We start from the raw sequence: 24,534 nt of genomic DNA, 5'->3' as shown, positions 1-24,534 counted from the left end.
TTTAAGTGAAATTTCAATTCCACGTTTTAAGTCCGCGATATTTATTTCAGTTTTTATAAGTCTCCAAATTTTCAATATTTTTTAAATTATTTAATTTAAGTGAAATTTCAATTCCACGTTTTAAGTCCGCGATATTTATTTCAGTTTTTATAAGTCTCCAAATTTTCAATATTTTTTAAATTATTTAATTTGAATAAAACTTTAATTCCACGTTTTAAATTCTGCGATATTTATTTTCAGTTTTTATAAGCCTCTAAATTTTCAATATTTTCTAAACTATTCAATTTGAGTAAAACTTTAATTCTACATTTTAAATTCCGCGATATTTATTTTCAGCCTTTATAATATTCTGAAATTTGAATAAATTCTAAATTATTCAATTTAAGTAAAATGTCAATTCCACTTTTTTTATTCCGTAATATTGGTTTTCAGCATTTTATTTTTCCGAGTTTTTGGCAACGTTTTTGTATATTATTTGTTGCGTATTTCGAGCAACTAATTTAGTAAATAAAAACAGAATAGAAAATCCGCCAAGGATTTTCGTAAGTAGGCTATAACTAGTAATAAATTATATACGGTGTTGCCAGTAGTTTTTATATTTCCATTTCTACCATTTCCGCTCTTGCTCCAAATCGAATTGGTAAAATACTTGTTCCAATTCCTTTTGATATGTACATTTTCGGTTCGGATTCTTTATACCAACCTTTTAAATATTTTCCACTTCCTTGAGGTTTAAAAGGAACAATACCTAAAAATGTAATTTGTCCTCCGTGAGTATGACCAGAAAGTACTAAATTAATATTTAAATTCTCTTTCTTTTTTGTAATTATATCTCTGTATTCAGGGCAATGTGATAAAACGATATTGGTTTCGGTTTGTTTTAGATTCTCAACTGCTTTTTCGAAATCAGCATTTCCACCAACTAAATCGTCAATTCCGATTATTGAGATTTCACGATTTTTAATTGAAATAGTTCTGTTCTCGTTTATTAATAATTCGCAATTATTTTTAGAATAAGTATTTTTAAGTTTTGTCAAATCGACTTTCCCCCAATATTCCCAATTTCCTGTAATCGCATACTTTTTGATAGAATTATCTATTAATTGTAAAAAATCGTTCAGTGAATCTATTTTTTCGGTTTTGTCAACAGAATCTCCAGTTATAAATATTAAATCAGGTTTAATTGAATTTATTTTTTTCGCAATAGATTTATGAAAATATCTTAATTGGTCAAAATGTAAATCCGAAATTTGAATGATTTTTATTTTGTCTTTTTCCGATTTTGAGATGTCAAAGTAATTCCAGTCAATTACATATTTCTCAAACCAAAGTGAGTCCAAAAGAACTAATCCAATTGAGGCTAAAATTCCTCTTTTTATAAATTTTCTTCTGGTTAAGTTCGTCATTTTGTATTGTCCTGAAATAGGTTGACCTTTTTTTTGAATTTATAAGGTTAATAATTCCAGATTTTTTTTATTTCTTCGATATGATTTATATTCGATATTTTGATTTATATGAACCTTCTTAGGAGTATTTAAATCGAGACTTAAATGTGGACGAAGGTTGTTATAAATATTAATAGCACTTTTTGTAATTTTCTTTGCTAAAATAGTGTTTTTAATTGTTAGTTTCAAACCATATTCATATTTTAAAGTTCTATTAATTCTTTCAGCGATAGCATTTTCATATGGATCATATTTTTCAGTCATACTCATAATTAAACCATTTTTTTCAGCAAATAGGGTATAAGTCGGATTGCAATATTGTAGTCCTCTATCTGAATGATGAATTAGTTTTTCATTCGGATATTTTCGATTTTTGATAGCCATTTTGAGTGCATCTATACAAAGCGATGTTCTCATATGTGTGTCTAATTTATACCCCATTATTTTCTTAGAATATGCATCTGTTACTAAAGCTAAATAATTATGACCTTTTTCTGTTTTTATATAGGTAATATCTGTTACCCAAAGTTGTTCCGCTCTTGTCGGGATTTTGTTTGATACAAGGTTTTTATACTTATAAAAATGATGTTTAGAATTCGTTGTAATATGATAGTTTTTTGTTCTAGGTACTAGTAATCTATGGCTTCTTAAGAAATTATAGAACTTGTCTCGCCCTATTTTTATTCCTTTTTTATCGATATCAATTTTTAATTGATGATATAGTTTTTTAGCCCCTAATTTCTGACCAATTCTATCACGACATTGTTTGACTAATTGTGTTAATATAAGTTCGTTATTTTGCTTTATTTGATAAGATTTTAATCGTTTGTAAAAGGCCTGTTTACTAATCCCAAAACATTGAATTAACCATTTTCTTTTAAACGGTTTTGCTTCTTTTTTTGAATCTCTTCTGCTAATGTTTTGGGCAATGACTTTTTTGACATATCGACACCAGTAATGATTTCCATATCAGCGATAATATCTTGTTGAAAATCTTTTACAAATTCTAGTTCTTCAATTTTCTCTTTGAGTTTTTTGATTTCATCTTGTTTACTCATGCCTAATTTTTTTTGTTCAAAAGTACTATATTTTTTGATCCAGTACTGAATTGTAGCTCTAGAAATATCGTATTTTTTAGCGGCGTAATTAACAGAAATACGTCCATTATGAATTTGGTCAATGATGAATAATTTGAGTTCAAAACCTACTTTATTGTAGTTCTTTTTTCGGCAGGGTAGTTTTGTCTTTGTGTCCATAGTTTAACTAAAAGTGTTTAAATTTTAGTCAACCTATTTCAGGATTTTACATATCTTCTATATGTTTTTTATCAACGTTTAATTCATCTAACGAATCATAATATTCGACAAAAAGCCCGTGAATATTTTCAAATCCGATACTATCATAACAGTATTTATCTGATTCAGAGAAAAAATCATAACTAAATAATGCGTCATTTTTAATTTCCGAAACTCCTTTTATGATTTCTTTTTTTTCTTCTAAAATTTCATTTATTATTCCACTTGTATAAAGTAGTGCAGCTTCACGTTTTGTAGGGATTTCAATATTCAATTCTTCTATTGTCCACTTTAAATACTTTCTCAATTCAGATATTTCGTCAGTTCTATTCATTGCTGCTAAAATCCCAAGATATTTTGAGTCAAAACCATCTAAAAGTCCAGCAACAGCAAGTTCAGGGTAATCCATTTCAGATAGATTTCCACAAACATATTTTCCTAAATATTGATTAAAGTTCATTCTTGATTTCGTAAATGTTGTACAACGGTTTTATATATGGTTTGTTGCGTGTTTCAAGTTCTAAATATATTAAATAAAAACGGAATAGAAAATCGCCTAAGGATTTTCGTAAGTAGATAAGCACTAGCAATAAATTATATATGTTGTTGCAAATAGTGATTTTCTAACTAAATTTCTCATTTCTTAATTTTCAATTTTTCCGTTTTATTTCTCTTTCTTTTTTTACGTTTCTACTTAAAACTCCACTTTAATTAATTTCCGCCTATTTATTCACGCTTTATTTTCAGCGTTAACTTCTTCCTTTTTTCACGTTTCTGCTTAAAACTCCGCTTTAATTAATTTCTACCTATTTATTCACGCTTCATTTTTCAGAGCTTAATTCTGTTTTTCTCTTTTTAGGATTTATTTTCTAAAAATAGAGTAGTAGTCATTTTCAATTTTTCCAGCGTAATATTATTCAATATTAATTTCTAGAAAAGATAAATCACTAATTAGGAATTTCTGAGGAAATTCCGCCATTATTTGCAACGTTGTTGTGTATGATTAGTGGCGTTTTCAAGTACCTAATTTAGTAAATAAAAACCAAATAGAAAATCCGCGAGGGTTTTCGTAAGTAGGCGAGAACTAGCCATTAATTATACACAGTGTTAGGGGTAGTTATTCTTGCGATTTCTTTGAATTTATTAACTCAATTAATTTGGATAAAGAAGGCTTTATTTTTCCCGATTGACTCTTTTTAAGCATCAAATTCGCTTTGTTTTCCATTCCGCTATAATTTGCATTCGGATAAAGTTCAATCAGTTCGCTAAAGAATTTATCAATTCCTTCCGCAAGTTTACTTTTGCCTTCTTCGGTAAACGCATTTTCGTTATTAATCTCGTCTAAATAAATCAGATAATTTTTGATTAACGTACTAACATTTGAGTTGACTTGGTTCTTAACTCTTGATGAATTTGGGTCATCTGCACTTTCTAAAATTTGGTCATTGCCTAATTTGAAATATCCCAATTGCAGACCTAAACCAAATTGCCAAACCGCCAACATTTCTTTGTCATAAAGATATTTGTCTTTTCTGTCGGTTGCAGTATAAATTTGGTTCATATCTTTCCACTCATTGAAAAAAGCAGTTGCAACATCATTTCTGTGTTTAATTCCTAACTCTTTGTCTTCTAAAACTACTTTGTAATTTTGGTGGTCAGTAAGTTTTTCGACGATTATTCTCGTTTCGGGATTGTCGAAAGTTGGTTTCTTTTCGTCGTCTTTATAACCATATCTCAATTCAAGCACAGCCTTATCATAATCTGCTGTATCCCAATATCTTTTATCAAGCGGAAATTCGTGTTCTTCTGTTTTACAATTCGTTAATGTTAAGCAAATGATTGCTAAAAATGCGTACTTAATTAGTTTCATCAATTATTATTTTTGGATTTTTAAATTTAGTCAAATTAGTTAATAAACTGTCAACTTCTTTCTCGTAACGTTTTTGTTCGCTCAAAACGTAACTATGAAAAGTGTTGTAATCGTATTCCTTTTGGTAATCTCTTTCTTCTTTTCTTGTGTTATCAATTATTCCCTCAATTTTGTCCTCGTCAAAAGTATTAAGATTTGATAACTTTTCTTTTGCTTTTCTCGTAAAAAGTTCTGTTATTTTAATGTGATACTTTTCGTGGCTTAAAAGTTCTTTGCTATGAGTTTGCTTATTGTAAACAAAAGAGCGAGATGGATGAAATAACGACTTTACTGTTACGGAATTATCATCAATTTCACTTTCGATAGTTGTATTTACATATGCAAATCGTTCATTCCCATACAACGACTTTTTGAAAAACTCCAAACCTCTAAAATTCTCAAATGTAATTTGGTCATATTTATCGAAGGTCATTGGTTTTTCGTAATTCAGATAATTTGTATGGTTTATAACTGCAAAACCAATTAAACAAGGAATTAAAACCGCAAAACTATATTTCACAAATTTCATAAACTTTTTTAGTGGTATTCGGTTTCCTCTTTTACTCTCTTTGATAACGAGAACTAATTGATAAAATACTGGTGAGAAATAAAGCAATAAAATCAATATTGCTACTAAATTTTCATTCATTCACGGATTTTTTTTCTAATTACCCCTAACGTTCTTGTATATGATTTCGTTGCGAAATCATAGCACTAATATAGTTTAAAAAACTCAAACATTTACGTGTGCAAGGATTTTCCGCAGGAAAATCATTAAGCAATGAATTATATACGTTGTTGCCTACTGTAGTTTTTTCATTTTTTAAGTAAATTTTAATTCAGTTTGTTTTTAAATTCAGTTAGATTTAGCAAGTCTAATTTTTTTTAGTCTAGGATTTGATTACATAAACTTTCTAAAATTCCATTATATTTTTTTCGCGCTTGAGTGAGCAATTCCTGAAAGTCTTTAGGGTACAATTCTATTTTTCAAAAGTTATTTAATTTCGAAAAATCACTCAATTTTTCTTGTAATTTTTTTTGGCTGATTGAGTAATTCAGGAAAATTATTTTAGGGTGTAATTTTATTTTCAAAATTTGTTGAAATTCTGTTGTAATTTTTTCCACGATTGAGTGAAAACTCTGAGTTATTTTAAGTCTATTTTATATAAACTCAATTTTTTATTCCGAATTGATTGCGTCTGAGTGTTTTGTATTGTCCTGAAATAGGTTGACCTTTTTTTTTGAATTTATAAGGTTAATAATTCCAGATTTTTTTTATTTCTTCGATATGATTTATATTCGATATTTTGATTTATATGAACCTTCTTAGGAGTATTTAAATCGAGACTTAAATGTGGACGAAGGTTGTTATAAATATTAATAGCACTTTTTGTAATTTTCTTTGCTAAAATAGTGTTTTTAATTGTTAGTTTCAAACCATATTCATATTTTAAAGTTCTATTAATTCTTTCAGCGATAGCATTTTCATATGGATCATATTTTTCAGTCATACTCATAATTAAACCATTTTTTTCAGCAAATAGGGTATAAGTCGGATTGCAATATTGTAGTCCTCTATCTGAATGATGAATTAGTTTTTCATTCGGATATTTTCGATTTTTGATAGCCATTTTGAGTGCATCTATACAAAGCGATGTTCTCATATGTGTGTCTAATTTATACCCCATTATTTTCTTAGAATATGCATCTGTTACTAAAGCTAAATAATTATGACCTTTTTCTGTTTTTATATAGGTAATATCTGTTACCCAAAGTTGTTCCGCTCTTGTCGGGATTTTGTTTGATACAAGGTTTTTATACTTATAAAAATGATGTTTAGAATTCGTTGTAATATGATAGTTTTTTGTTCTAGGTACTAGTAATCTATGGCTTCTTAAGAAATTATAGAACTTGTCTCGCCCTATTTTTATTCCTTTTTTATCGATATCAATTTTTAATTGATGATATAGTTTTTTAGCCCCTAATTTCTGACCAATTCTATCACGACATTGTTTGACTAATTGTGTTAATATAAGTTCGTTATTTTGCTTTATTTGATAAGATTTTAATCGTTTGTAAAAGGCCTGTTTACTAATCCCAAAACATTGAATTAACCATTTTCTTTTAAACGGTTTTGCTTCTTTTTTTGAATCTCTTCTGCTAATGTTTTGGGCAATGACTTTTTTGACATATCGACACCAGTAATGATTTCCATATCAGCGATAATATCTTGTTGAAAATCTTTTACAAATTCTAGTTCTTCAATTTTCTCTTTGAGTTTTTTGATTTCATCTTGTTTACTCATGCTTAATTTTTTTTGTTCAAAAGTACTATATTTTTTGATCCAGTACTGAATTGTAGCTCTAGAAATATCGTATTTTTTAGCGGCGTAATTAACAGAAATACGTCCATTATGAATTTGGTCAATGATGAATAATTTGAGTTCAAAACCTACTTTATTGTAGTTCTTTTTTCGGCAGGGTAGTTTTGTCTTTGTGTCCATAGTTTAACTAAAAGTGTTTAAATTTTAGTCAACCTATTTCAGGATTTTACATTACTTTAATGTGCTACAACGTTGTTGTATATGGTTTGTTGCGTGTTTCAAGCAACTAATTTAATAAATAATTACCGACCAAGAAAGTCCGCGAGGACTTTCGTAAGTATGCAAAAAGCCAGCAATAAATTATATACGGTGTTGCCCGTAGTATTATTTGTCTACAGAAACGATGTTTTGATTCATAGAAAAATATGGAAAAAAATCAGGAAATATACTTGAGATATTTTCGTCTTTAAAAAAATGATGAGCTACAGATGGAAATAGTTCCTTTTTTAAAGGAATAATAGCATTGGGGTTGTGAAATATTGAAACTCCCTCTGACCATAGTTCATTGCATTCCTCATTTATATGATTAATAAACGGTATTGATTCAGAAGAGTTTTCGTCAAAGTTATGTTTAGCTCCCATTCTAATTATTGATAATTTCTCAGAACCTAATCCCGCTTGTTTTCCCATTCTGTTAAATTTTGAGACTGTTGCTGTGGAAGAAAATAATATTGCACTTATGTTTTCAGAATCTGGTTGATTGAAGAATCCAGCAGGGATTTTTGCTCCAGTTTTTTTAACAAATTCTGTTATTTTAATTGGAGTAATTACTAGCTTTCCATTCTTATCATGTTTCGCTTCATAATTATAGCCATATAAATAAGTGATTAATGCAGGAAAAGACCAAGTCATTGACATTGTGTCGTGAAAATCAGCAATAGCTATTAGAAAAGGTTTTCCATTAACGTGTTCAAGTTCCCAATATTTCTTTTTTAATTTTGAGAATAAAGCACTTCCAAATTTCAGAGGCATTTCGTCTTTAAGGAGTTCTGTAGTTTCTTCTTTACTTTTAGGTTCAAAGTTTTTAATATCAATCTTTTTACTTGAATCACGACTTATTGTTACAGCTTCTATTGCAATTATTTCATTGAATTTTTCAATAATAAAGTCAGGTGCATGTTTGTTTCTCTTGAAAGAAAAACCTTCTTCTCTACAAAGACAAAAAAGATATAACTCCCAGAGTCTAGCGTCAAAACCATTTAAGGATTGAAATTGTTCAATAAAATTACCATCTATATCCTTATAATGATATGAAATTTCTTTGATAACATCTTTTGAACCACTAAAAGCTTCATCGTTTTTTAATGAATTATAATAAGGATGAATCTGATTTTCTTTTGTTATTGTATTGAACAAGTCAAAAAAACTAGATTTATTATCATGAATAATAATTTTGTCAGAACTCATCTCTTTTTGAACCCATTGTCTTGCTTCTTCTAATGTGCTTAAACAAGTAATAACGTTTTCGGCTCTGTATTGCTTGGATTGATCTCTTGATAAAACGACTCCACTAAAGTCATTGTCAATTAAATCTAAACTTACGAGACCAATTATAGTATTGTCTCCATTTGAGAAGAATTCAAGTTCATTTATGTATGTTCTAGAAAAGGGTTCTCTAGTGAATAAAAGATATATATTAAATAGATTTCGATTAATTTTATTCATATTACGGGCAACGGTTTTATATATGGTTTGTTGCGTATTTCAAGTTACTAATATAGTTTAAAAAACTCAAACATCTACATTTGCGAGTATTTTCCGCAGGAAAATAAATGAGCAATGAATTATATATGTTGTTGCCAAATGCGACTTTTTGTTTAAATTCTAAATTTTCAATATTTTTAAATTATTCAATTTAAGTGAAATTTCAATTCTTTGTTTTCATTCCGTGATATTTATTTTCAGTTTTTATAATCCTCTAAATTTTCAATATTTTCTAAACTATTCAATTTGAGTAAAACTTTAATTCCACATTTTAAATTCTGCGATATTTATTTTCAGTTTTTATAATCCTCCAAATTTTCAATATTTTCTAAACTATTCAATTTGAGTAAAACTTTAATTCCACGTTTTAAATTCCGCGATATTTATTTTCAGCCTTTATAATATTCTGAAATTTGAATAAATTCTAAATTATTCAATTTAAGTAAAATGTCAATTCCACTTTTTTATTCCGTAATATTGGTTTTCAGCATTTTATTTTTCCGAGTTTTTGGCAACGTTCTTGTATATGATTTGTTGCGTATTTCGAGCAACTAATTTAGTAAATAAAATCGAAATATAAAATTTAAAAAAAGCTTTTCATAAATATTTAAAAACTAGCAATAAATTATATACGTTGTTGTGTTTAGTGGTTTTTTCATTTTAGTTCATTAATTTTATTAGAAATTCAAATTTTTCAATTTATTTATAATTCCATTTTCGTTTTAATGAGCTTTTTTGATTTCAGAGTTTAATTCCGCCGATTTTTTTACGTTTCAACTTTCAATTCATTAATTTTATTAAAAGCTTAAGTTTTTCAATTTATTTATGAATTTTCATAATGACTTTTTAATATCAACGATTTTTTGCGCTTCAGAGCTTAATTCCACCTATTTGCTCAGTTTTTTACGTTTCTATTTGTATTCAGCTATTTTATTAAAATAATTTTTTCTGCGCTGATTTTTTCACATTTCAATTTTTTATTTTAATGGAGTAGAAGTCTTTTTCAGTTTTTAGTGTTTTTTGTCTAGAGTTTGTGTCCGCTTAATTTTTGGTTTATAAAATACTCATTAGGAATTTCTGAGGAAATTCCGCCATTAGACACAACGTTTATGTATAAGGAAAGTTGCGTGTTTGTGTGCGAGGATTTTCCGAAGGAAAATCAGAAGCTAGCAAACGAGCAACTAACTTTGGTTTAGCTAAAACTAGCAATTTTTTTTATACGGTGTTATGCACTGGCTTTAACTTTTTTTATTTTAACATAAAACCAAGGTGTTGGTTCAAATCCGTTTTTTTCGTCATTCATATATTCAACCATTTGATTCCAATTGTCATTTTCCTTAATCAGTCCAAATTCGTTTATTTCGATTCCGAACTTTTCTATTAAATCACTTGCCAAATCGTGACAATGAAAACTATGAAATTCGCCACTTGATTCAATTCCAATAAGGTCAAATCCGAGTGTCTTTTCAGTTTTACTTTCAATAATTCCATTTTTTAGGTTTTTAGAAAGTCCGATTTCTCCATAACTTGACTTTTCGGGATTGAATAGTTTTAAAAATTCTCCTTTTTCAGTTTCGGGAAAGTTTACACTCAAGATTTCAGCCTCGACCTCTGGAAAGAAAGATTGTTTATATTCAGTCAGAGTTTTTAAGTCCGAAAAAGTACAAATCCAGCCAATTTTATTTTCCTCAAATTTTTGGTCAGACCATTTTTGAATTCTTTCAATTAGATTTTCGTCAAGATTAAAATCCGTTTTAGTTTCTTGACTAATTATTTTTCCGTTTTCTGTCCAAGAAATAGACCAAGCGTCAAAATATGAATCATTGATGCAAGTGCTGCAAGTATGCAACTCCTTTCCTTCATAAGTTCCAAATTTAGACTTTCGAAGTTTAATCAAATAATATGCTCCAATGTAATATCTCAATGTTTTGTATTGTCCTGAAATAGGTTGACCTTTTTTTTTGAATTTATAAGGTTAATAATTCCAGATTTTTTTTATTTCTTCGATATGATTTATATTCGATATTTTGATTTATATGAACCTTCTTAGGAGTATTTAAATCGAGACTTAAATGTGGACGAAGGTTGTTATAAATATTAATAGCACTTTTTGTAATTTTCTTTGCTAAAATAGTGTTTTTAATTGTTAGTTTCAAACCATATTCATATTTTAAAGTTCTATTAATTCTTTCAGCGATAGCATTTTCATATGGATCATATTTTTCAGTCATACTCATAATTAAACCATTTTTTTCAGCAAATAGGGTATAAGTCGGATTGCAATATTGTAGTCCTCTATCTGAATGATGAATTAGTTTTTCATTCGGATATTTTCGATTTTTGATAGCCATTTTGAGTGCATCTATACAAAGCGATGTTCTCATATGTGTGTCTAATTTATACCCCATTATTTTCTTAGAATATGCATCTGTTACTAAAGCTAAATAATTATGACCTTTTTCTGTTTTTATATAGGTAATATCTGTTACCCAAAGTTGTTCCGCTCTTGTCGGGATTTTGTTTGATACAAGGTTTTTATACTTATAAAAATGATGTTTAGAATTCGTTGTAATATGATAGTTTTTTGTTCTAGGTACTAGTAATCTATGGCTTCTTAAGAAATTATAGAACTTGTCTCGCCCTATTTTTATTCCTTTTTTATCGATATCAATTTTTAATTGATGATATAGTTTTTTAGCCCCTAATTTCTGACCAATTCTATCACGACATTGTTTGACTAATTGTGTTAATATAAGTTCGTTATTTTGCTTTATTTGATAAGATTTTAATCGTTTGTAAAAGGCCTGTTTACTAATCCCAAAACATTGAATTAACCATTTTCTTTTAAACGGTTTTGCTTCTTTTTTTGAATCTCTTCTGCTAATGTTTTGGGCAATGACTTTTTTGACATATCGACACCAGTAATGATTTCCATATCAGCGATAATATCTTGTTGAAAATCTTTTACAAATTCTAGTTCTTCAATTTTCTCTTTGAGTTTTTTGATTTCATCTTGTTTACTCATGCTTAATTTTTTTTGTTCAAAAGTACTATATTTTTTGATCCAGTACTGAATTGTAGCTCTAGAAATATCGTATTTTTTAGCGGCGTAATTAACAGAAATACGTCCATTATGAATTTGGTCAATGATGAATAATTTGAGTTCAAAACCTACTTTATTGTAGTTCTTTTTTCGGCAGGGTAGTTTTGTCTTTGTGTCCATAGTTTAACTAAAAGTGTTTAAATTTTAGTCAACCTATTTCAGGATTTTACATTTTTTCAGCTTGTGCATAACGTTTTTGTATATGATTTGTTGCGTATTTCAAGCAACTAATTTAGTTAATAAAATCGAAATATAAAATTCTAAAAAAAGCTTTTCATAAATATTTAAAAACTAGCAATAAATTATATACGATGTTATGTTTATCGGTTTTGAGTTCTAAATAATCATTCTACTTAAATTTTATTCTATATTTTCACGTTTTAAAGCTCAATTTTCGTCTTTTAATTTTTCTTAATTAATTTTTCCAGTTCTAGTACTTAAATTTCCCGTTTTACTTTTCAGCTTGATATTCGCGCTGTTTTGCTAAAACCTTTTTTCTCCAGAGATATTTTCACGTTTCGACATTCAGTTTTAAATGATTCTTGAATTTTTCATTTTATTTCTAAATTGTCTTAAATGACTTTTCTAGTTTCAATTTTCTCTTAAAATAGGGAAGAAGTTATTTCCATTTTTAGCTGTTTGAGTCTTTTTTTTCGGCGTATAATTATGTCAATTTATTTTTTAGAACTCATAAAATACTCATTAGGAATTTCTGAGGAAATTCCGCCGTTAAACATAACGTATTTGTGCGTGGTTTCGTTGCGGAATTACAGTACTAATATAGTTTAAAAAACTAAAACTTCAACGTGCGCGAGGATTTTCTGCAAGAAAATCAACAAGCAATGAACTATGCACGCTGTTGGGTTTTCGTTTTATAGTTTTTGTATTTTTTTTCTACCTATTTTTTAAATTCTCATATTTTACAGTAATTATTTTTCTCAAAGTTTTTAATTCTACGGTTTTAATTTTCACGCTTTGAGCTTCAATTTCTATTTTTCATATTTTCTAAAATTTTTCAAAATGTAGAAAATGTAAAATTTGATTTTAAAACTCTTTCATTTCACGTTTCTATTTTCACACAACAGTTTTGAACTATAATTTTTCAAAATATAGAAAATGTAAAATTTGATTTTAAAATTCTCTCATTTTATATTTCTATTTTCACACAACAATTTTCAATTAGAATTTTTCAAAATGTAAAAAACATTCTTAAAAAACTATAATTTTCAAAATGATTTTTTGTGCGATTTCCTGAGGTAATTACAGGAGCTTTTTCTAAATATTTTCTCTGCTATTTTTAAATTTTATTTAAAAACTAAATTTTCAAATTTTAACGATTTCCGCTAATGAAACCCAACGGTTTGTATATGGTTTGTTGCGTATTTCGAGCAACTAATTTAGTAAATAAAAGCGGAATAGAAAATCCCTAAGGATTTTCGTAAGTAGGCGAGTACTAGCAATAAATTATATACGCTGTTGGCAATAGTAATTTTTATTCTACAATATATTCTTGTATTAAGACATCAGTAGGTATATGTAACGAATCACTAATTTTCCTAATCATTTTTAAAGTTAGTTTTCGTTTTTTATTTAAAATTTCACTTACTCTACTTTTAAAACCAACAAGTTCAGCAAGATCTTTTTGTTTCATTCCCATTTGTTCCATTCTGAATTTAATAGCTTCAATAGGATCAGGCATTCCAATTGGAAAATTTTCATTTTCATATTTGTCAATTAGAATAGTAAGTATTTCAAGTTCATCTCCTTTTTTTGTTCCTTTTGTTGCTTCAAAAATTAATTCAAGTCTATTAAGAGCTTCCTGGTAATCTGTTTCGTTTTTTATAGGTTTAATTTGCATAATTATAATTTGTTAGCATTAATCTTATCATATTCTGCATGAGTTCCAATAAATAGAATCCAAGATACTTGAAATTCAAAATTCATTTTAACAATGAGTCTATAATTATTTCCTTTAATATTGAAAACTATTCTATTGTCTTTTAAAACACTAGCGCTAGGATATTCAATTTTTAATTCATTTATATTTTTCCAATTTGCTTTTTCTGTTTCACGATACCAAGCTTTTAATTGTTGTTCACTATCAGCGTGTTTTTCCCAAAATTCTCGTAGTGTTCTTCTTGATATTATTCTCACAGTTTTATTTTTTGACAATGCAAATATAATAAAAAAAGTTCCCGATTTGGTGTTTTTTGTGGTTTTTTATTATTGCCAACGTTGTTGTATATGGTTTGTTGCGTGTTTCAAGCAACTAATTTAGTAAATAAAAGCGGAATAGAAAATCCCCTAAGGATTTTCGTAAGTAGGTTAGCACTAGCAATAAATTATATACGGTGTTACCATACGTTTTTTATTATTTCAGAAATCGAAAAGCCAATTCCGACTGCAGTAATTATAATCCACCAATAGTTCTTTACTAAATTCGTAACTTTTAATTGACTTTCAAGATTCCTTATTTTTTTATCGAATTCAAGTTTTTCAGATTTATAGCTTGGATATTTTTGAAATCCATCGATTAATTCAGGAACAGTATTTAATATTTTTTTTAAAGCCTTGTAAAACTTTATCAATTAATATTATCTTTTCTTCTTCATTCATTTCAGTTTAATTTCTTAAATAAATTCCTAAATTTATCGAATATAATTTTCTTATTTTAAAGCATTAAGAGCTTTTTGTACTAATTCGAGCCGAGTTTTGAGTAATAATTTAACTTTTTCATCATTAGGATTAAAGGTCTTCAATAAGGATTTCATTTTAATTAATTGTTCAAAATCTATATTTTCAAAATTTGCTGGTGTTAGTATTTTGTCAAATAATCTTTCTTTAGAAGAATTTTTATAATTAATTGTAATCTCATTCATAAATTTATCATAATTGAGATATTTATATTTTTTTTCAAATTCCTCCATAAGGCTTGGTTTTTAATGTATGGTAACGTTCTTGTATATGATTTCGTTGCGAAATCATAGCACTAATATAGTTTAAAAAACTCAAACATTTACGTGTGCAAGGATTTTCCGCAGGAAAATCATTAAGCAATGAATTATATACGTTGTTGCCTACTGTAGTTTTTTCATTTTTTAAGTAAATTTTAATTCAGTTTGTTTTTAAATTCAGTTAGATTTAGCAAGTCTAATTTTTTTTAGTCTAGGATTTGATTACATAAACTTTCTAAAATTCCATTATATTTTTTTCGCGCTTGAGTGAGCAATTCCTGAAAGTCTTTAGGGTACAATTCTATTTTTCAAAAGTTATTTAATTTCGAAAAATCACTCAATTTTTCTTGTAATTTTTTTTGGCTGATTGAGTAATTCAGGAAAATTATTTTAGGGTGTAATTTTATTTTCAAAATTTGTTGAAATTCTGTTGTAATTTTTTCCACGATTGAGTGAAAACTCTGAGTTATTTTAAGTCTATTTTATATAAACTCAATTTTTTATTCCGAATTGATTGCGTCTGAGTGTTTTCCGCTATAGTAGGCAACGGTTTTATATATGGTTTGTTGCGTATTTCAAGTTCTAAATATATTAAATAAAAACGGAATAGAAAATCCCCTAAGGATTTTCGTAAGTAGATAAGCACTAGCAATAAATTATATATGTTGTTGTAATTAGTGAATTTCTAACTATATTTCTCATTTCTTAATTTTCAATTTTTCCGTTTTATTTATCTTTCTTTTTTCCGTTTTCGTCTTAAAATTCCGCCTTAATTAATTCACGCTTTATTTTCAGCGTTAACTTCTGCCTTTTTTCACGTTTCTGCTTAAAACTCCGCTTCAATTAATTTTCGCTTTATTTTCAGCGTTAACTTCTGTCTTTTTTCACGTTTCTGCTTAAAACTCCACTTTAATTAATTTCCACCGATTTATTCACGCTTCATTTTTCAGAGTTTAATACTGTTTTTCTCTTTTTTAGGATTTACTTTCTAAAAATAGGGTAGAAGTCATTTTCAATTTTTCCAGTGTAATATTATTCAATATTAATTTCTAGAAAAGATAAATCACTAATTAGGGATTCCTGGCTGAATTCCGCCATTAATTACAACGTGTTTGTGTATGATTTGTGGCGTTTTCAAGCACCTAATTTAGTAAATAAAAAACGAATAGAAAATCCGCGAGGATTTTCGTAAGTAGGAGAGGATTAGCCATTAATTATACACGGTGTTAGGCACTGGTTTTTAATCCCAACCATTATTTTCATTAGTCCAGTCAAAAAGAAAACAGGCGTGTTCAAGTTCATTTATTGCTTTCCAAAGTATTCTCTTGTTTTTCGAAAACCCTCCTTGTATATTTAATTTATTCATCGTTCCATTCATAAGTGCCTCATTTGCTAAAATTTCGTGTGCTATATGATTTCTTGAATCCGTAACTTCTTTGAGAAGAGTAATGAAGTCTTCTCTCAATCCTTTTCTTTCAAGTTCAACTTTAGTTTTCCCAAGAGTCCATCTTTCCATATTGTCAAGATTTCCTCCAAATTTCTCTTCATATAACTTTTTCAGTCCAAATTCGAGTAATTGTGCCATTCCCATATACATAGCATATTGTTCAATAAAACTCAAGTTTTCATATTTCTTTAGTCCTTTTTGAGATCCTTCTCTGATTTGTTCAGCGTTTAGGTATGATTGTTTTTCTTCACTCATTTTTTATCTATAATCTGGTAAATTACTCCACTTATCAAGCATTTTAGCAAAAAAGTTAGCGGAATAAGTCGATTCGTAATTCAATCCGAGATTTCCAACTTCTAAATCTCCAAAAATAGAAACTATTATTTCAATTTGGTCAGAGTTTAAATCAATTAGGAAAAAGTTAGTTTCTGTACTATTCGGTTCATTGTGCAATTCGGGTTTTTGAATTTTGTTTTCCTTTATTATTCGGTCAATTTCAGATTCAAGTTCAGTCAATTTGTTAATTTCAAGTTGCTTTTTAGTTTCTTTCAGCGTTCCAAAATCAAGTACGTTTCTTTCTTTCGTTATTCTATTATATTCTTGTGTTCGCATTTTTGGTCAACTTGTGCCTAACGTTTTTGTATATTATTTGTTGCGTATTTCGAGCATTAAATATAGTAAATAAAAGCGGAATAGAAAATCCCCTAAGGATTTTCGTAAGTAGGCTAGCACTAGCAATAAATTATATACGGTGTTAGCAAATGTTTTTTATTCAGGCATTTCTGTTTCAAAACTTTCAGTCAGTTTTTCCATTTCAATCCAATGTACGGTTAAACTGATTAGTTTTTTTAAATCCTCAAGATTTTTAGTTTCCCATCTTCGTACGTAATGAGTTTCGTCATTTCCGAGCCAAACAGCTCTTTTAGAAACAGATTTAACTCTGTCATCAGTAACTAAATCTTTTATACAATTTCCAAGTCCCATTTTTAAAATCTTATCTTCTTTTTCTTTATTATTCAAGATTACATAATCCTTTATTAAAAACTCCAACGCTTTTCTGTATCCAACTCCACATATTTCTTTTAGATTTTGTTGTTCAGCAGAATATGCCTCGTTATATATTTTCACAAATGATGGTGATATTTCTTGAATACTATCACTGAATTCTTTAGTTGTTAGATTTCCAACAGTTGTATTGTCCTGAAATAGGTTGACCTTTTTTTTGAATTTATAAGGTTAATAATTCCAGATTTTTTTATTTCTTCGATATGATTTATATTCGATATTTTGATTTATATGAACCTTCTTAGGAGTATTTAAATCGAGACTTAAATGTGGACGAAGGTTGTTATAAATATTAATAGCACTTTTTGTAATTTTCTTTGCTAAAATAGTGTTTTTAATTGTTAGTTTCAAACCATATTCATATTTTAAAGTTCTATTAATTCTTTCAGCGATAGCATTTTCATATGGATCATATTTTTCAGTCATACTCATAATTAAACCATTTTTTTCAGCAAATAGGGTATAAGTCGGATTGCAATATTGTAGTCCTCTATCTGAATGATGAATTAGTTTTTCATTCGGATATTTTCGATTTTTGATAGCCATTTTGAGTGCATCTATACAAAGCGATGTTCTCATATGTGTGTCTAATTTATACCCCATTATTTTCTTAGAATATGCATCTGTTACTAAAGCTAAATAATTATGACCTTTTTCTGTTTTTATATAGGTAATATCTGTTACCCAAAGTTGTTCCGCTCTTGTCGGGATTTTGTTTGATACAAGGTTTTTATACTTATAAAAATGATGTTTAGAATTCGTTGTAATATGATAGTTTTTTGTTCTAGGTACTAGTAATCTATGGCTTCTTAAGAAATTATAGAACTTGTCTCGCCCTATTTTTATTCCTTTTTTATCGATATCAATTTTTAATTGATGATATAGTTTTTTAGCCCCTAATTTCTGACCAATTCTATCACGACATTGTTTGACTAATTGTGTTAATATAAGTTCGTTATTTTGCTTTATTTGATAAGATTTTAATCGTTTGTAAAAGGCCTGTTTACTAATCCCAAAACATTGAATTAACCATTTTCTTTTAAACGGTTTTGCTTCTTTTTTTGAATCTCTTCTGCTAATGTTTTGGGCAATGACTTTTTTGACATATCGACACCAGTAATGATTTCCATATCAGCGATAATATCTTGTTGAAAATCTTTTACAAATTCTAGTTCTTCAATTTTCTCTTTGAGTTTTTTGATTTCATCTTGTTTACTCACGCCTAATTTTTTTTGTTCAAAAGTACTATATTTTTTGATCCAGTACTGAATTGTAGCTCTAGAAATATCGTATTTTTTAGCGGCGTAATTAACAGAAATACGTCCATTATGAATTTGGTCAATGATGAATAATTTGAGTTCAAAACCTACTTTATTGTAGTTCTTTTTTCGGCAGGGTAGTTTTGTCTTTGTGTCCATAGTTTAACTAAAAGTGTTTAAATTTTAGTCAACCTATTTCAGGATTTTACAAGTAGTTTCATTGGTATATCGCCACATATTATTTTCGTATTTGTAATATCCAATGAATGAATTTTTACAAGTACTTTTCGGGCAAGACATAAATATTTCCATACGTCCATTTCCACTATTCCCATTTATTGTTTTTGGCGATATTCCACTATGACAGAAAGGACATTTTTCTGGTAATTTATCTATTTTGGTTGCTCCTGCGTTTGTGTTTATTTGGTACATAGTTTTTTCTCAAATGTTTGCTAACGGATTTGTATATGGTTTGTTGCGTGTTTCAAGTTCTAAATATATTAAATAAAAACGGAATAGAAAATCCCCTAAGGATTTTCGTAAGTAGATAAGCACTAGCAATAAATTATATATGTTGTTGCAAGTAGTGATTTTCTAACTAAATTTCTCATTTCTTAATTTTCAATTTTCCCGTTTTATTTCTCTTTTTTTTACGTTTCTACTTAAAACTCCGCCTTAATTAATTTCCACCTATTTATTCACACTTTATTTTCAGCGTTAACTTCTGCTTTTTTCACATTTCTGCTTAAAACTCCACTTTAATTAATTTCCGCCTATTTATTCACGCTTTATTTTCAGCGTTAACTTCTGCTTTTTTCACGTTTCTGCTTAAAACTCCGCTTTAATTAATTTCCGCCTATTTATTCACGCTTCATTTTTCAGCGTTAATTCTGTTTTCTTCTTTTTTAGGATTCATTTTCTAAAAATAGAGTAGCAGTCATTTTCAATTTTTCCAGCGTAATATTATTCAATATTAATTTCTAGAAAAGATAAATCACTAATTAGAAATTTCTGAGGGAATTCCGCCATTACTTGCAACGTTTTTGTATATTATTTGTTGCGTATTTCAAGCATTAAATATAGTAAATAAAAGCGGAATAGAAAATCCCCTAAGGATTTTCGTAAGTAGGTTAGAACTAGTAATAAATTATATACGGTGTTGCCACACGTATTTTATCGCAAGTAGCCTAATTTTTTCAATTTCTCATATCTTTTCGGGATTTTAGAAATTGCTTGTTCACTTAACAATTCGGAAGTGTTATTTTCATAAATTTTAAAAGAACCTGTTCCGCTTTTACAAGTACTTACTTTTTGGTTACTATCTCTTAATTCATATATTTTTTTCCATTCTGCTTTGGTCAACAATTCGTCTTTTAAATACTTTATCATTTCACGAGCAGTTTTGTATTTCCTGTTTTCTTTATATTCCTCAATCATTTGTTTATCTCTAAAATCTGAATAAATTAAAGCATCAGCAACATATAATTGAACGTGAACATTTGGATATTCTAAAAGTTGCCACAATAATTCTTCTCGACCAAATAATTCGATAACAGCCATTCTTCGGTCAGTTGCTCTTCCAATAGTTGAATATTCGCAAATCCAACCATATTCATCGTAAGTTCCAACTCCCAACAATTTGTAATATGCTTTTAAAATTCTTTTTGGTTCGTTAATAGTCAATTTCAAACTATCTGCAAGACTTGGTAGATATGAATGAGCATATTCTAACCATAATTTTTTGTCGAAATAATTTGTGTTTGTTTCTTTTGTTGAATTAGATATTTGGCATTGATATTCTAACACTTTTCCTTTAAAACTTGTGATTTCAAAATCAGCCACTCGACCTTGTTGAATATATTCATATTCGACTAATAAACTATCTTTTCGTTCATAAGTATAATGACCATTGTTAGAGTTACTAAACTCTTTTAATTTTCCCCAATTCAATGACTTTAGTAAGTCAGAAGTGAGCATAGGTTTTTCATCAATATTTTCGGATGGGAAATTTCCGAAATCCAAATTTTGAGCATTCAACATTAAATTGAATACTAAAGTTAAAATGATAAAACTGGTTTTTCTCATATGTGTGGCAACGTTTTTGTGCATGGTTTCGTTGCGAAATCATAGCACTAATATAGTTTAAAAAACGAGAACTTTAACATGCGCGAGGATTTTCTGCAAGAAAATCAACAAGCAATGAACTATGCACGTTGTTGGGTTTTCGTTTTATGGATTTTGTGTTTTTTTTCTACCTTTTTTTAATTCTCATATTTTTCAATAATTATTTTTCTCACAGTTTTTAAATCTACGGTTTTAATTTTCACGCTTTTGAGCTTCAATTCCGATTTTTCATATTTTTAAAAATTTTTCAAAAAGTAAAATAATGTAGAATTTGATTTTAAAACTCTTTCATTTCACGTTTCTATTTTCACACAACAGTTTTCAATCAGAATTTTTCAAAATGCAAAAAATATTATTAAAAAAACTATAGTTTTTAAAATGACTTTTTACACAACAGTTTTCAATTAGAATTTTTCAAAATGCAAAAAATATTATTAAAAAAACTATAATTTTCAAAATGATTTTTTGTGCGATTTCCTGAGGTAATTAAAGAAGCTTTTTTCTAAATATTTTTCGAGCTATTTTAAATTTTATTTAAAAACTAAATTTTCAAATTTTAACTATTTTTTTCTCAAATGAAACCCAACGGTTTTATATATGATTTGTTGCGTATTTCAAGTTCTAAATATATTAAATAAAAACGGAATAGAAAATCCCCTAAGGATTTTCGTAAGTAGATAAGCACTAGGAATAAATTATATATGTTGTTGCAAGTAGTGATTTTCTAACTAAATTTCTCATTTATTAATTTTCAATTTTCCCGTTTTATTTCTCTTTTTTTTACGTTTCTACTTAAGACTCCGCCTTAATTAATTTCCACCTATTTATTTACGCTTTATTTTCAGCGTTAACTTCTGCTTTTTTCACGTTTCTGCTTAAAACTCCGCTTTAATTAATTTCTGCCTATTTATTCACGCTTCATTTTTCAGAGTTAATTCTGTTTTCCTCTTTTTTAGGATTCATTTTCTAAAAATAGAGTAGCAGTCATTTTCAATTTTTCCAGCGTAATATTATTCAATATTAATTTCTAGAAAAGATAAATAACTAATTAGAAATTTCTGAGGGAATTCCGCCATTACTTGCAACGTTTTTGTATATTATTTGTTGCGTTTTTCGAGCAACTAATTTAGTAAATAAAAGCGGAATAGAAAATCCGCGAGGATTTTCGTAAGTAGGCTTGAACTAGCAATAAATTATATACGGTGTTCTACGCAGTTTTTATTCCGCCATTTTGTTAATCAGTTCAATTCCCTTTTTAAGAAATTCGTCTTTTTCACTTGTTGTTTGTTTTACATAATTAGTTGGAACATACTTTTCCCTTGGTATTCCATTTATATGATAAAGTTTTGCTGTTGAAAGACTGTATCCAAAATTTCGATGTTTAAACGAAAACCCATTCATTTCTCCTGCTAATCTTTCCATTTCTGAACCAACAATTTCTGCTCTATTTATTCCTTCAAATCCGATTGCAAGTCCTTCTCCCATACTTCCTGTCCAGCGACCAACTATAATCACAACTGGTTTTTTATATTGTATATATCTTGGACTTACATACTCAACCCAACTTCGTGCAATTTTAGGATTTCCATCATATTGTTCTGTCGTTAAATGTCTTTGATAAGGTTTCGGTTCTTTTATAAACCTGCTCATAATTCCACGAGCAACATAAGAATTCCCTCCATCCACAGTATTTCTCAAATCAATTATCAATCCTTTAGTATGCATTAAACTATCAAGTGCCTTATCAAATTCATTTATTAGGTTGTTATTTCCCAAAGAATTATTTATTGTAATTATTCCAATTTTGTTTTCTGTTTTTGATGTTAAAAGTGTAGAATTCTTTAATATTTTGAGTTTATCTATGTCAAATTCAATGATTTGATTATTTTTTACTTTTAAAGTTAATATTCTTGGTTGATTATAGCGTCCCGCTAAAATCTTATTTAAAATCCACTCTCTAAGTTTTGGAGAACTTTTATCATTGCAATGAGTTGGAAACTTTTCAACAGCTTTATTCAAATCAGTTCCGTTTATTTTTAGTAGTTCCGTTCCAATTAAATTTTGGTCGAGATTTTTAATTTGGGTTTGCCAAACATTGGAAATAATTACCTTCTCATTTTTTACTGTTGCATAAATTGGTGAGAACAAACGATAAGAGGAATTGTAAGCTGTATTTAGATGTACGTGACTATCGGAAAACTCATTGAGTAAATACTCGAAGAACAGTACGATTTCTTCTTTTGATTTTATTTTAGGAATTTGTCTGTCATAATATTCTTGAATACATTTTAAATCAACATTTTTTTCTTTTAAATAAATATAATTCTGTGAAAGGTGATTTATAATTTCGTTTAAGTCTTCTTTAACTTTATTATGGTCAATTTTATTTTCCTGTGAATTGACATAAGAAAAATTTAAAAGGATTAATATCGCTAAAATCAGGTTTCTCATAAATTGTAATGTTCTTGGTTTAAATTGCGTAGAACGTTTTTATATATGGTTTGTTGCGTATTTCGAGCAACTAATTTAGTAAATAAAAACGGAATAGAAAATCCGCCAAGGATTTTCGTAAGTAGTTAATTACAAGTAATAAATTATATATGGTGTTGGCATTTCGTTGTTTTATTTTTTCAGATTCTAATTCTTTAAGTTATGTATCGAGTATTTGAGTAGATTCTTTTTTATTCCGCAAACTTTATAAATTCCGATTGAGTGAGAAATTCCACAGCTTGCTAAATTCTGCATTCAATTCAGACTTTGCTTTTCAGTTCTGTTTCTAATTCCATAAGCGTGCTAAAAATCCGCTATTAATTTTATTCAGATTCTATATTTTTCTTAAATTTTGATTCCGTACTATAAATTAATATTATTGATGCCAAAATAATAAATGATGATATAATTAAATTCCAATAATTTTTTGGTTCTGAAATATTAGAAAAATCAACATTCAAAATACCTATGATACTTGAAATTATTATTAAAATTGATGCTCCGTTTCTTTTAATCATTTTTTTATTTTTAATTCAGATTTTGGTTTTTTGGTCAATGAATGCCAACGTTTTTATATATGGTTTGTTGCGTTTTTCGAGCAACTAATTTAGTAAATAAAAACGGAATAGAAAATCCCTAAGGATTTTCGTAAGTAGTTAATCACAAGCAATAAATTATATATGGTGTTGCAATTAGTGATTTTCTAACTATATTTCTCGTTTTTTAATTTTCAATTTTTCCGTTTTATTTCTCTTTCTTTTTTTTTTCACGCTTTATTTTCAGCGTTAACTTCTGCCTTTTTTTCACGTTTCAGCTTAAAACTCCGCCTTAATTAATTTCCGCCTATTTATTCACGATTCATTTTTCAGCGTTCAATTCTTTTTTTTCTCTTTTTTAGGATTCATTTTCTAAAAATAGAGTAGAAGTCATTTTCAATTTTTCTAGCGCAATATTTTTCAATATTAATTTCTAGAAAAGATAAATCACTAATTAGGAATTTCTGGCTGAAATTCCGCCATTAATTGCAACGTTCTTGTATATGATTTCGTTGCGAAATCATAGCACTAATATAGTTTAAAAAACTCAAACATTTACGTTTGCAAGGATTTTCCGCAGGAAAATCAGTAAGCAATGAATTATATACGTTGTTAGTTTTTGTTGCGAGACATTTAAACAAGCACGTTTAATTTACGTTTCTACTTTTTTATTCTCGCGTAAATTTTTACGTTTCTATATTTTTTATTCAAACTTTTTTAAGGTTTTAATTCTTTTGTTTTAGGAGTTTTTTAATTCAGCAAATAGCTAACGTTTCTACATTTTAATTTTATAGAAATTCTGCGAACTAATTTTCGCATT

General features: G+C 27.9%; 25 protein-coding genes. All 25 read right to left on the bottom strand.

The features are described 5' to 3' along the window. Window positions 1-593 precede the first annotated feature (593 nt). The 25 genes from PG913_RS08810 to PG913_RS08690 all read right to left on the bottom strand — a co-directional run bounded on the left by PG913_RS08810 (window position 594) and on the right by PG913_RS08690 (window position 23,696). Window positions 594-1,406 carry a metallophosphoesterase gene (locus PG913_RS08810; RefSeq protein WP_271230399.1) on the bottom strand — a complete coding sequence of 271 codons (813 nt, stop codon included), beginning with the start codon at window positions 1,404-1,406 and terminating at the stop codon, window positions 594-596. Window positions 1,407-1,445: 39 nt separating this feature from the next. Then, entirely contained in the window at window positions 1,446-2,294 is an 849-nt protein-coding gene (locus PG913_RS08805; RefSeq protein ID WP_233885030.1) for an IS3 family transposase, read from the bottom strand. Between the two features lie 14 nt (window positions 2,295-2,308). Next, complete coding sequence (locus PG913_RS08800) at window positions 2,309-2,701, bottom strand: helix-turn-helix domain-containing protein (RefSeq protein ID WP_101915088.1); 393 nt, start codon at window positions 2,699-2,701, stop codon at window positions 2,309-2,311. 46 nt (window positions 2,702-2,747) lie between these two features. Then, on the bottom strand, window positions 2,748-3,200 hold the full coding sequence (locus PG913_RS08795) for a hypothetical protein (protein WP_271230398.1): 453 nt from the start codon (window positions 3,198-3,200) through the stop codon (window positions 2,748-2,750). Between the two features lie 657 nt (window positions 3,201-3,857). Then, window positions 3,858-4,610, bottom strand: a complete 753-nt coding sequence (locus PG913_RS08790) for a hypothetical protein (RefSeq protein ID WP_271230397.1) — start codon at window positions 4,608-4,610, stop codon at window positions 3,858-3,860. Next, entirely contained in the window at window positions 4,597-5,298 is a 702-nt protein-coding gene (locus tag PG913_RS08785) for a hypothetical protein (RefSeq protein WP_271230396.1), read from the bottom strand. The genes PG913_RS08790 and PG913_RS08785 overlap by 14 nt, the downstream gene beginning before the upstream one ends. A 598-nt stretch (window positions 5,299-5,896) precedes the next feature. Then, window positions 5,897-6,745: an IS3 family transposase gene (locus tag PG913_RS08780; RefSeq protein WP_233885030.1), complete on the bottom strand. Its 849-nt coding sequence runs from the start codon at window positions 6,743-6,745 to the stop codon at window positions 5,897-5,899. Between the two features lie 14 nt (window positions 6,746-6,759). Then, window positions 6,760-7,152 carry a helix-turn-helix domain-containing protein gene (locus PG913_RS08775; RefSeq protein ID WP_271230376.1) on the bottom strand — a complete coding sequence of 131 codons (393 nt, stop codon included), beginning with the start codon at window positions 7,150-7,152 and terminating at the stop codon, window positions 6,760-6,762. A 204-nt stretch (window positions 7,153-7,356) separates the two neighbouring features. After that, window positions 7,357-8,697, bottom strand: a complete 1,341-nt coding sequence (locus tag PG913_RS08770; protein WP_271230395.1) for a hypothetical protein — start codon at window positions 8,695-8,697, stop codon at window positions 7,357-7,359. A 1,264-nt stretch (window positions 8,698-9,961) separates the two neighbouring features. Then, window positions 9,962-10,660 (bottom strand): hypothetical protein, encoded by a 699-nt coding sequence (locus PG913_RS08765; RefSeq protein WP_271230394.1) that lies wholly within the window; start codon window positions 10,658-10,660, stop codon window positions 9,962-9,964. A 43-nt stretch (window positions 10,661-10,703) separates the two neighbouring features. Next, the gene (locus tag PG913_RS08760) at window positions 10,704-11,552 is read right to left on the bottom strand and encodes an IS3 family transposase (RefSeq protein WP_233885030.1); all 849 of its coding nucleotides are present in this window, start codon (window positions 11,550-11,552) and stop codon (window positions 10,704-10,706) included. Between the two features lie 14 nt (window positions 11,553-11,566). Further along, window positions 11,567-11,959 (bottom strand): helix-turn-helix domain-containing protein, encoded by a 393-nt coding sequence (locus tag PG913_RS08755; protein WP_271230376.1) that lies wholly within the window; start codon window positions 11,957-11,959, stop codon window positions 11,567-11,569. A gap of 1,372 nt (window positions 11,960-13,331) precedes the next feature. Continuing rightward, window positions 13,332-13,697, bottom strand: coding sequence for a helix-turn-helix domain-containing protein (locus PG913_RS08750; RefSeq protein WP_271230280.1), 366 nt, complete (start codon window positions 13,695-13,697; stop codon window positions 13,332-13,334). Window positions 13,698-13,699: 2 nt separating this feature from the next. Continuing rightward, window positions 13,700-13,993: a type II toxin-antitoxin system HigB family toxin gene (locus PG913_RS08745; protein WP_101931722.1), complete on the bottom strand. Its 294-nt coding sequence runs from the start codon at window positions 13,991-13,993 to the stop codon at window positions 13,700-13,702. 200 nt (window positions 13,994-14,193) lie between these two features. Next, entirely contained in the window at window positions 14,194-14,427 is a 234-nt protein-coding gene (locus PG913_RS08740) for a hypothetical protein (protein ID WP_193709350.1), read from the bottom strand. A gap of 78 nt (window positions 14,428-14,505) precedes the next feature. Further along, window positions 14,506-14,718 carry a hypothetical protein gene (locus PG913_RS08735; RefSeq protein ID WP_271230281.1) on the bottom strand — a complete coding sequence of 71 codons (213 nt, stop codon included), beginning with the start codon at window positions 14,716-14,718 and terminating at the stop codon, window positions 14,506-14,508. A 1,315-nt stretch (window positions 14,719-16,033) separates the two neighbouring features. Further along, a complete protein-coding gene (locus PG913_RS08730; RefSeq protein WP_271230289.1) occupies window positions 16,034-16,495 on the bottom strand; it encodes a hypothetical protein in 462 nt (153 codons plus the stop codon). A 3-nt stretch (window positions 16,496-16,498) separates the two neighbouring features. Further along, window positions 16,499-16,852, bottom strand: coding sequence for a hypothetical protein (locus PG913_RS08725; RefSeq protein WP_271230288.1), 354 nt, complete (start codon window positions 16,850-16,852; stop codon window positions 16,499-16,501). 156 nt (window positions 16,853-17,008) lie between these two features. Continuing rightward, entirely contained in the window at window positions 17,009-17,368 is a 360-nt protein-coding gene (locus tag PG913_RS08720) for a DUF4145 domain-containing protein (protein WP_271230393.1), read from the bottom strand. A 108-nt stretch (window positions 17,369-17,476) separates the two neighbouring features. Beyond that, window positions 17,477-18,316, bottom strand: coding sequence for an IS3 family transposase (locus PG913_RS08715; protein ID WP_271232153.1), 840 nt, complete (start codon window positions 18,314-18,316; stop codon window positions 17,477-17,479). Between the two features lie 14 nt (window positions 18,317-18,330). After that, entirely contained in the window at window positions 18,331-18,723 is a 393-nt protein-coding gene (locus PG913_RS08710; RefSeq protein ID WP_271230305.1) for a transposase, read from the bottom strand. Between the two features lie 33 nt (window positions 18,724-18,756). Continuing rightward, entirely contained in the window at window positions 18,757-18,996 is a 240-nt protein-coding gene (locus PG913_RS08705) for a hypothetical protein (protein WP_271230392.1), read from the bottom strand. Between the two features lie 741 nt (window positions 18,997-19,737). After that, window positions 19,738-20,649 (bottom strand): hypothetical protein, encoded by a 912-nt coding sequence (locus PG913_RS08700; RefSeq protein WP_271230287.1) that lies wholly within the window; start codon window positions 20,647-20,649, stop codon window positions 19,738-19,740. Window positions 20,650-21,906: 1,257 nt separating this feature from the next. Further along, window positions 21,907-23,139, bottom strand: a complete 1,233-nt coding sequence (locus PG913_RS08695) for a S41 family peptidase (RefSeq protein WP_271230391.1) — start codon at window positions 23,137-23,139, stop codon at window positions 21,907-21,909. 362 nt (window positions 23,140-23,501) lie between these two features. Then, window positions 23,502-23,696: a hypothetical protein gene (locus tag PG913_RS08690; RefSeq protein WP_271230390.1), complete on the bottom strand. Its 195-nt coding sequence runs from the start codon at window positions 23,694-23,696 to the stop codon at window positions 23,502-23,504. Window positions 23,697-24,534 lie beyond the last annotated feature (838 nt).

It is taken from the genome of Tenacibaculum pacificus (assembly GCF_027941775.1).
GTDB lineage: Bacteria > Bacteroidota > Bacteroidia > Flavobacteriales > Flavobacteriaceae > Polaribacter > Polaribacter pacificus_A.
This window is presented reverse-complemented; position numbering and strand designations above follow the sequence as displayed.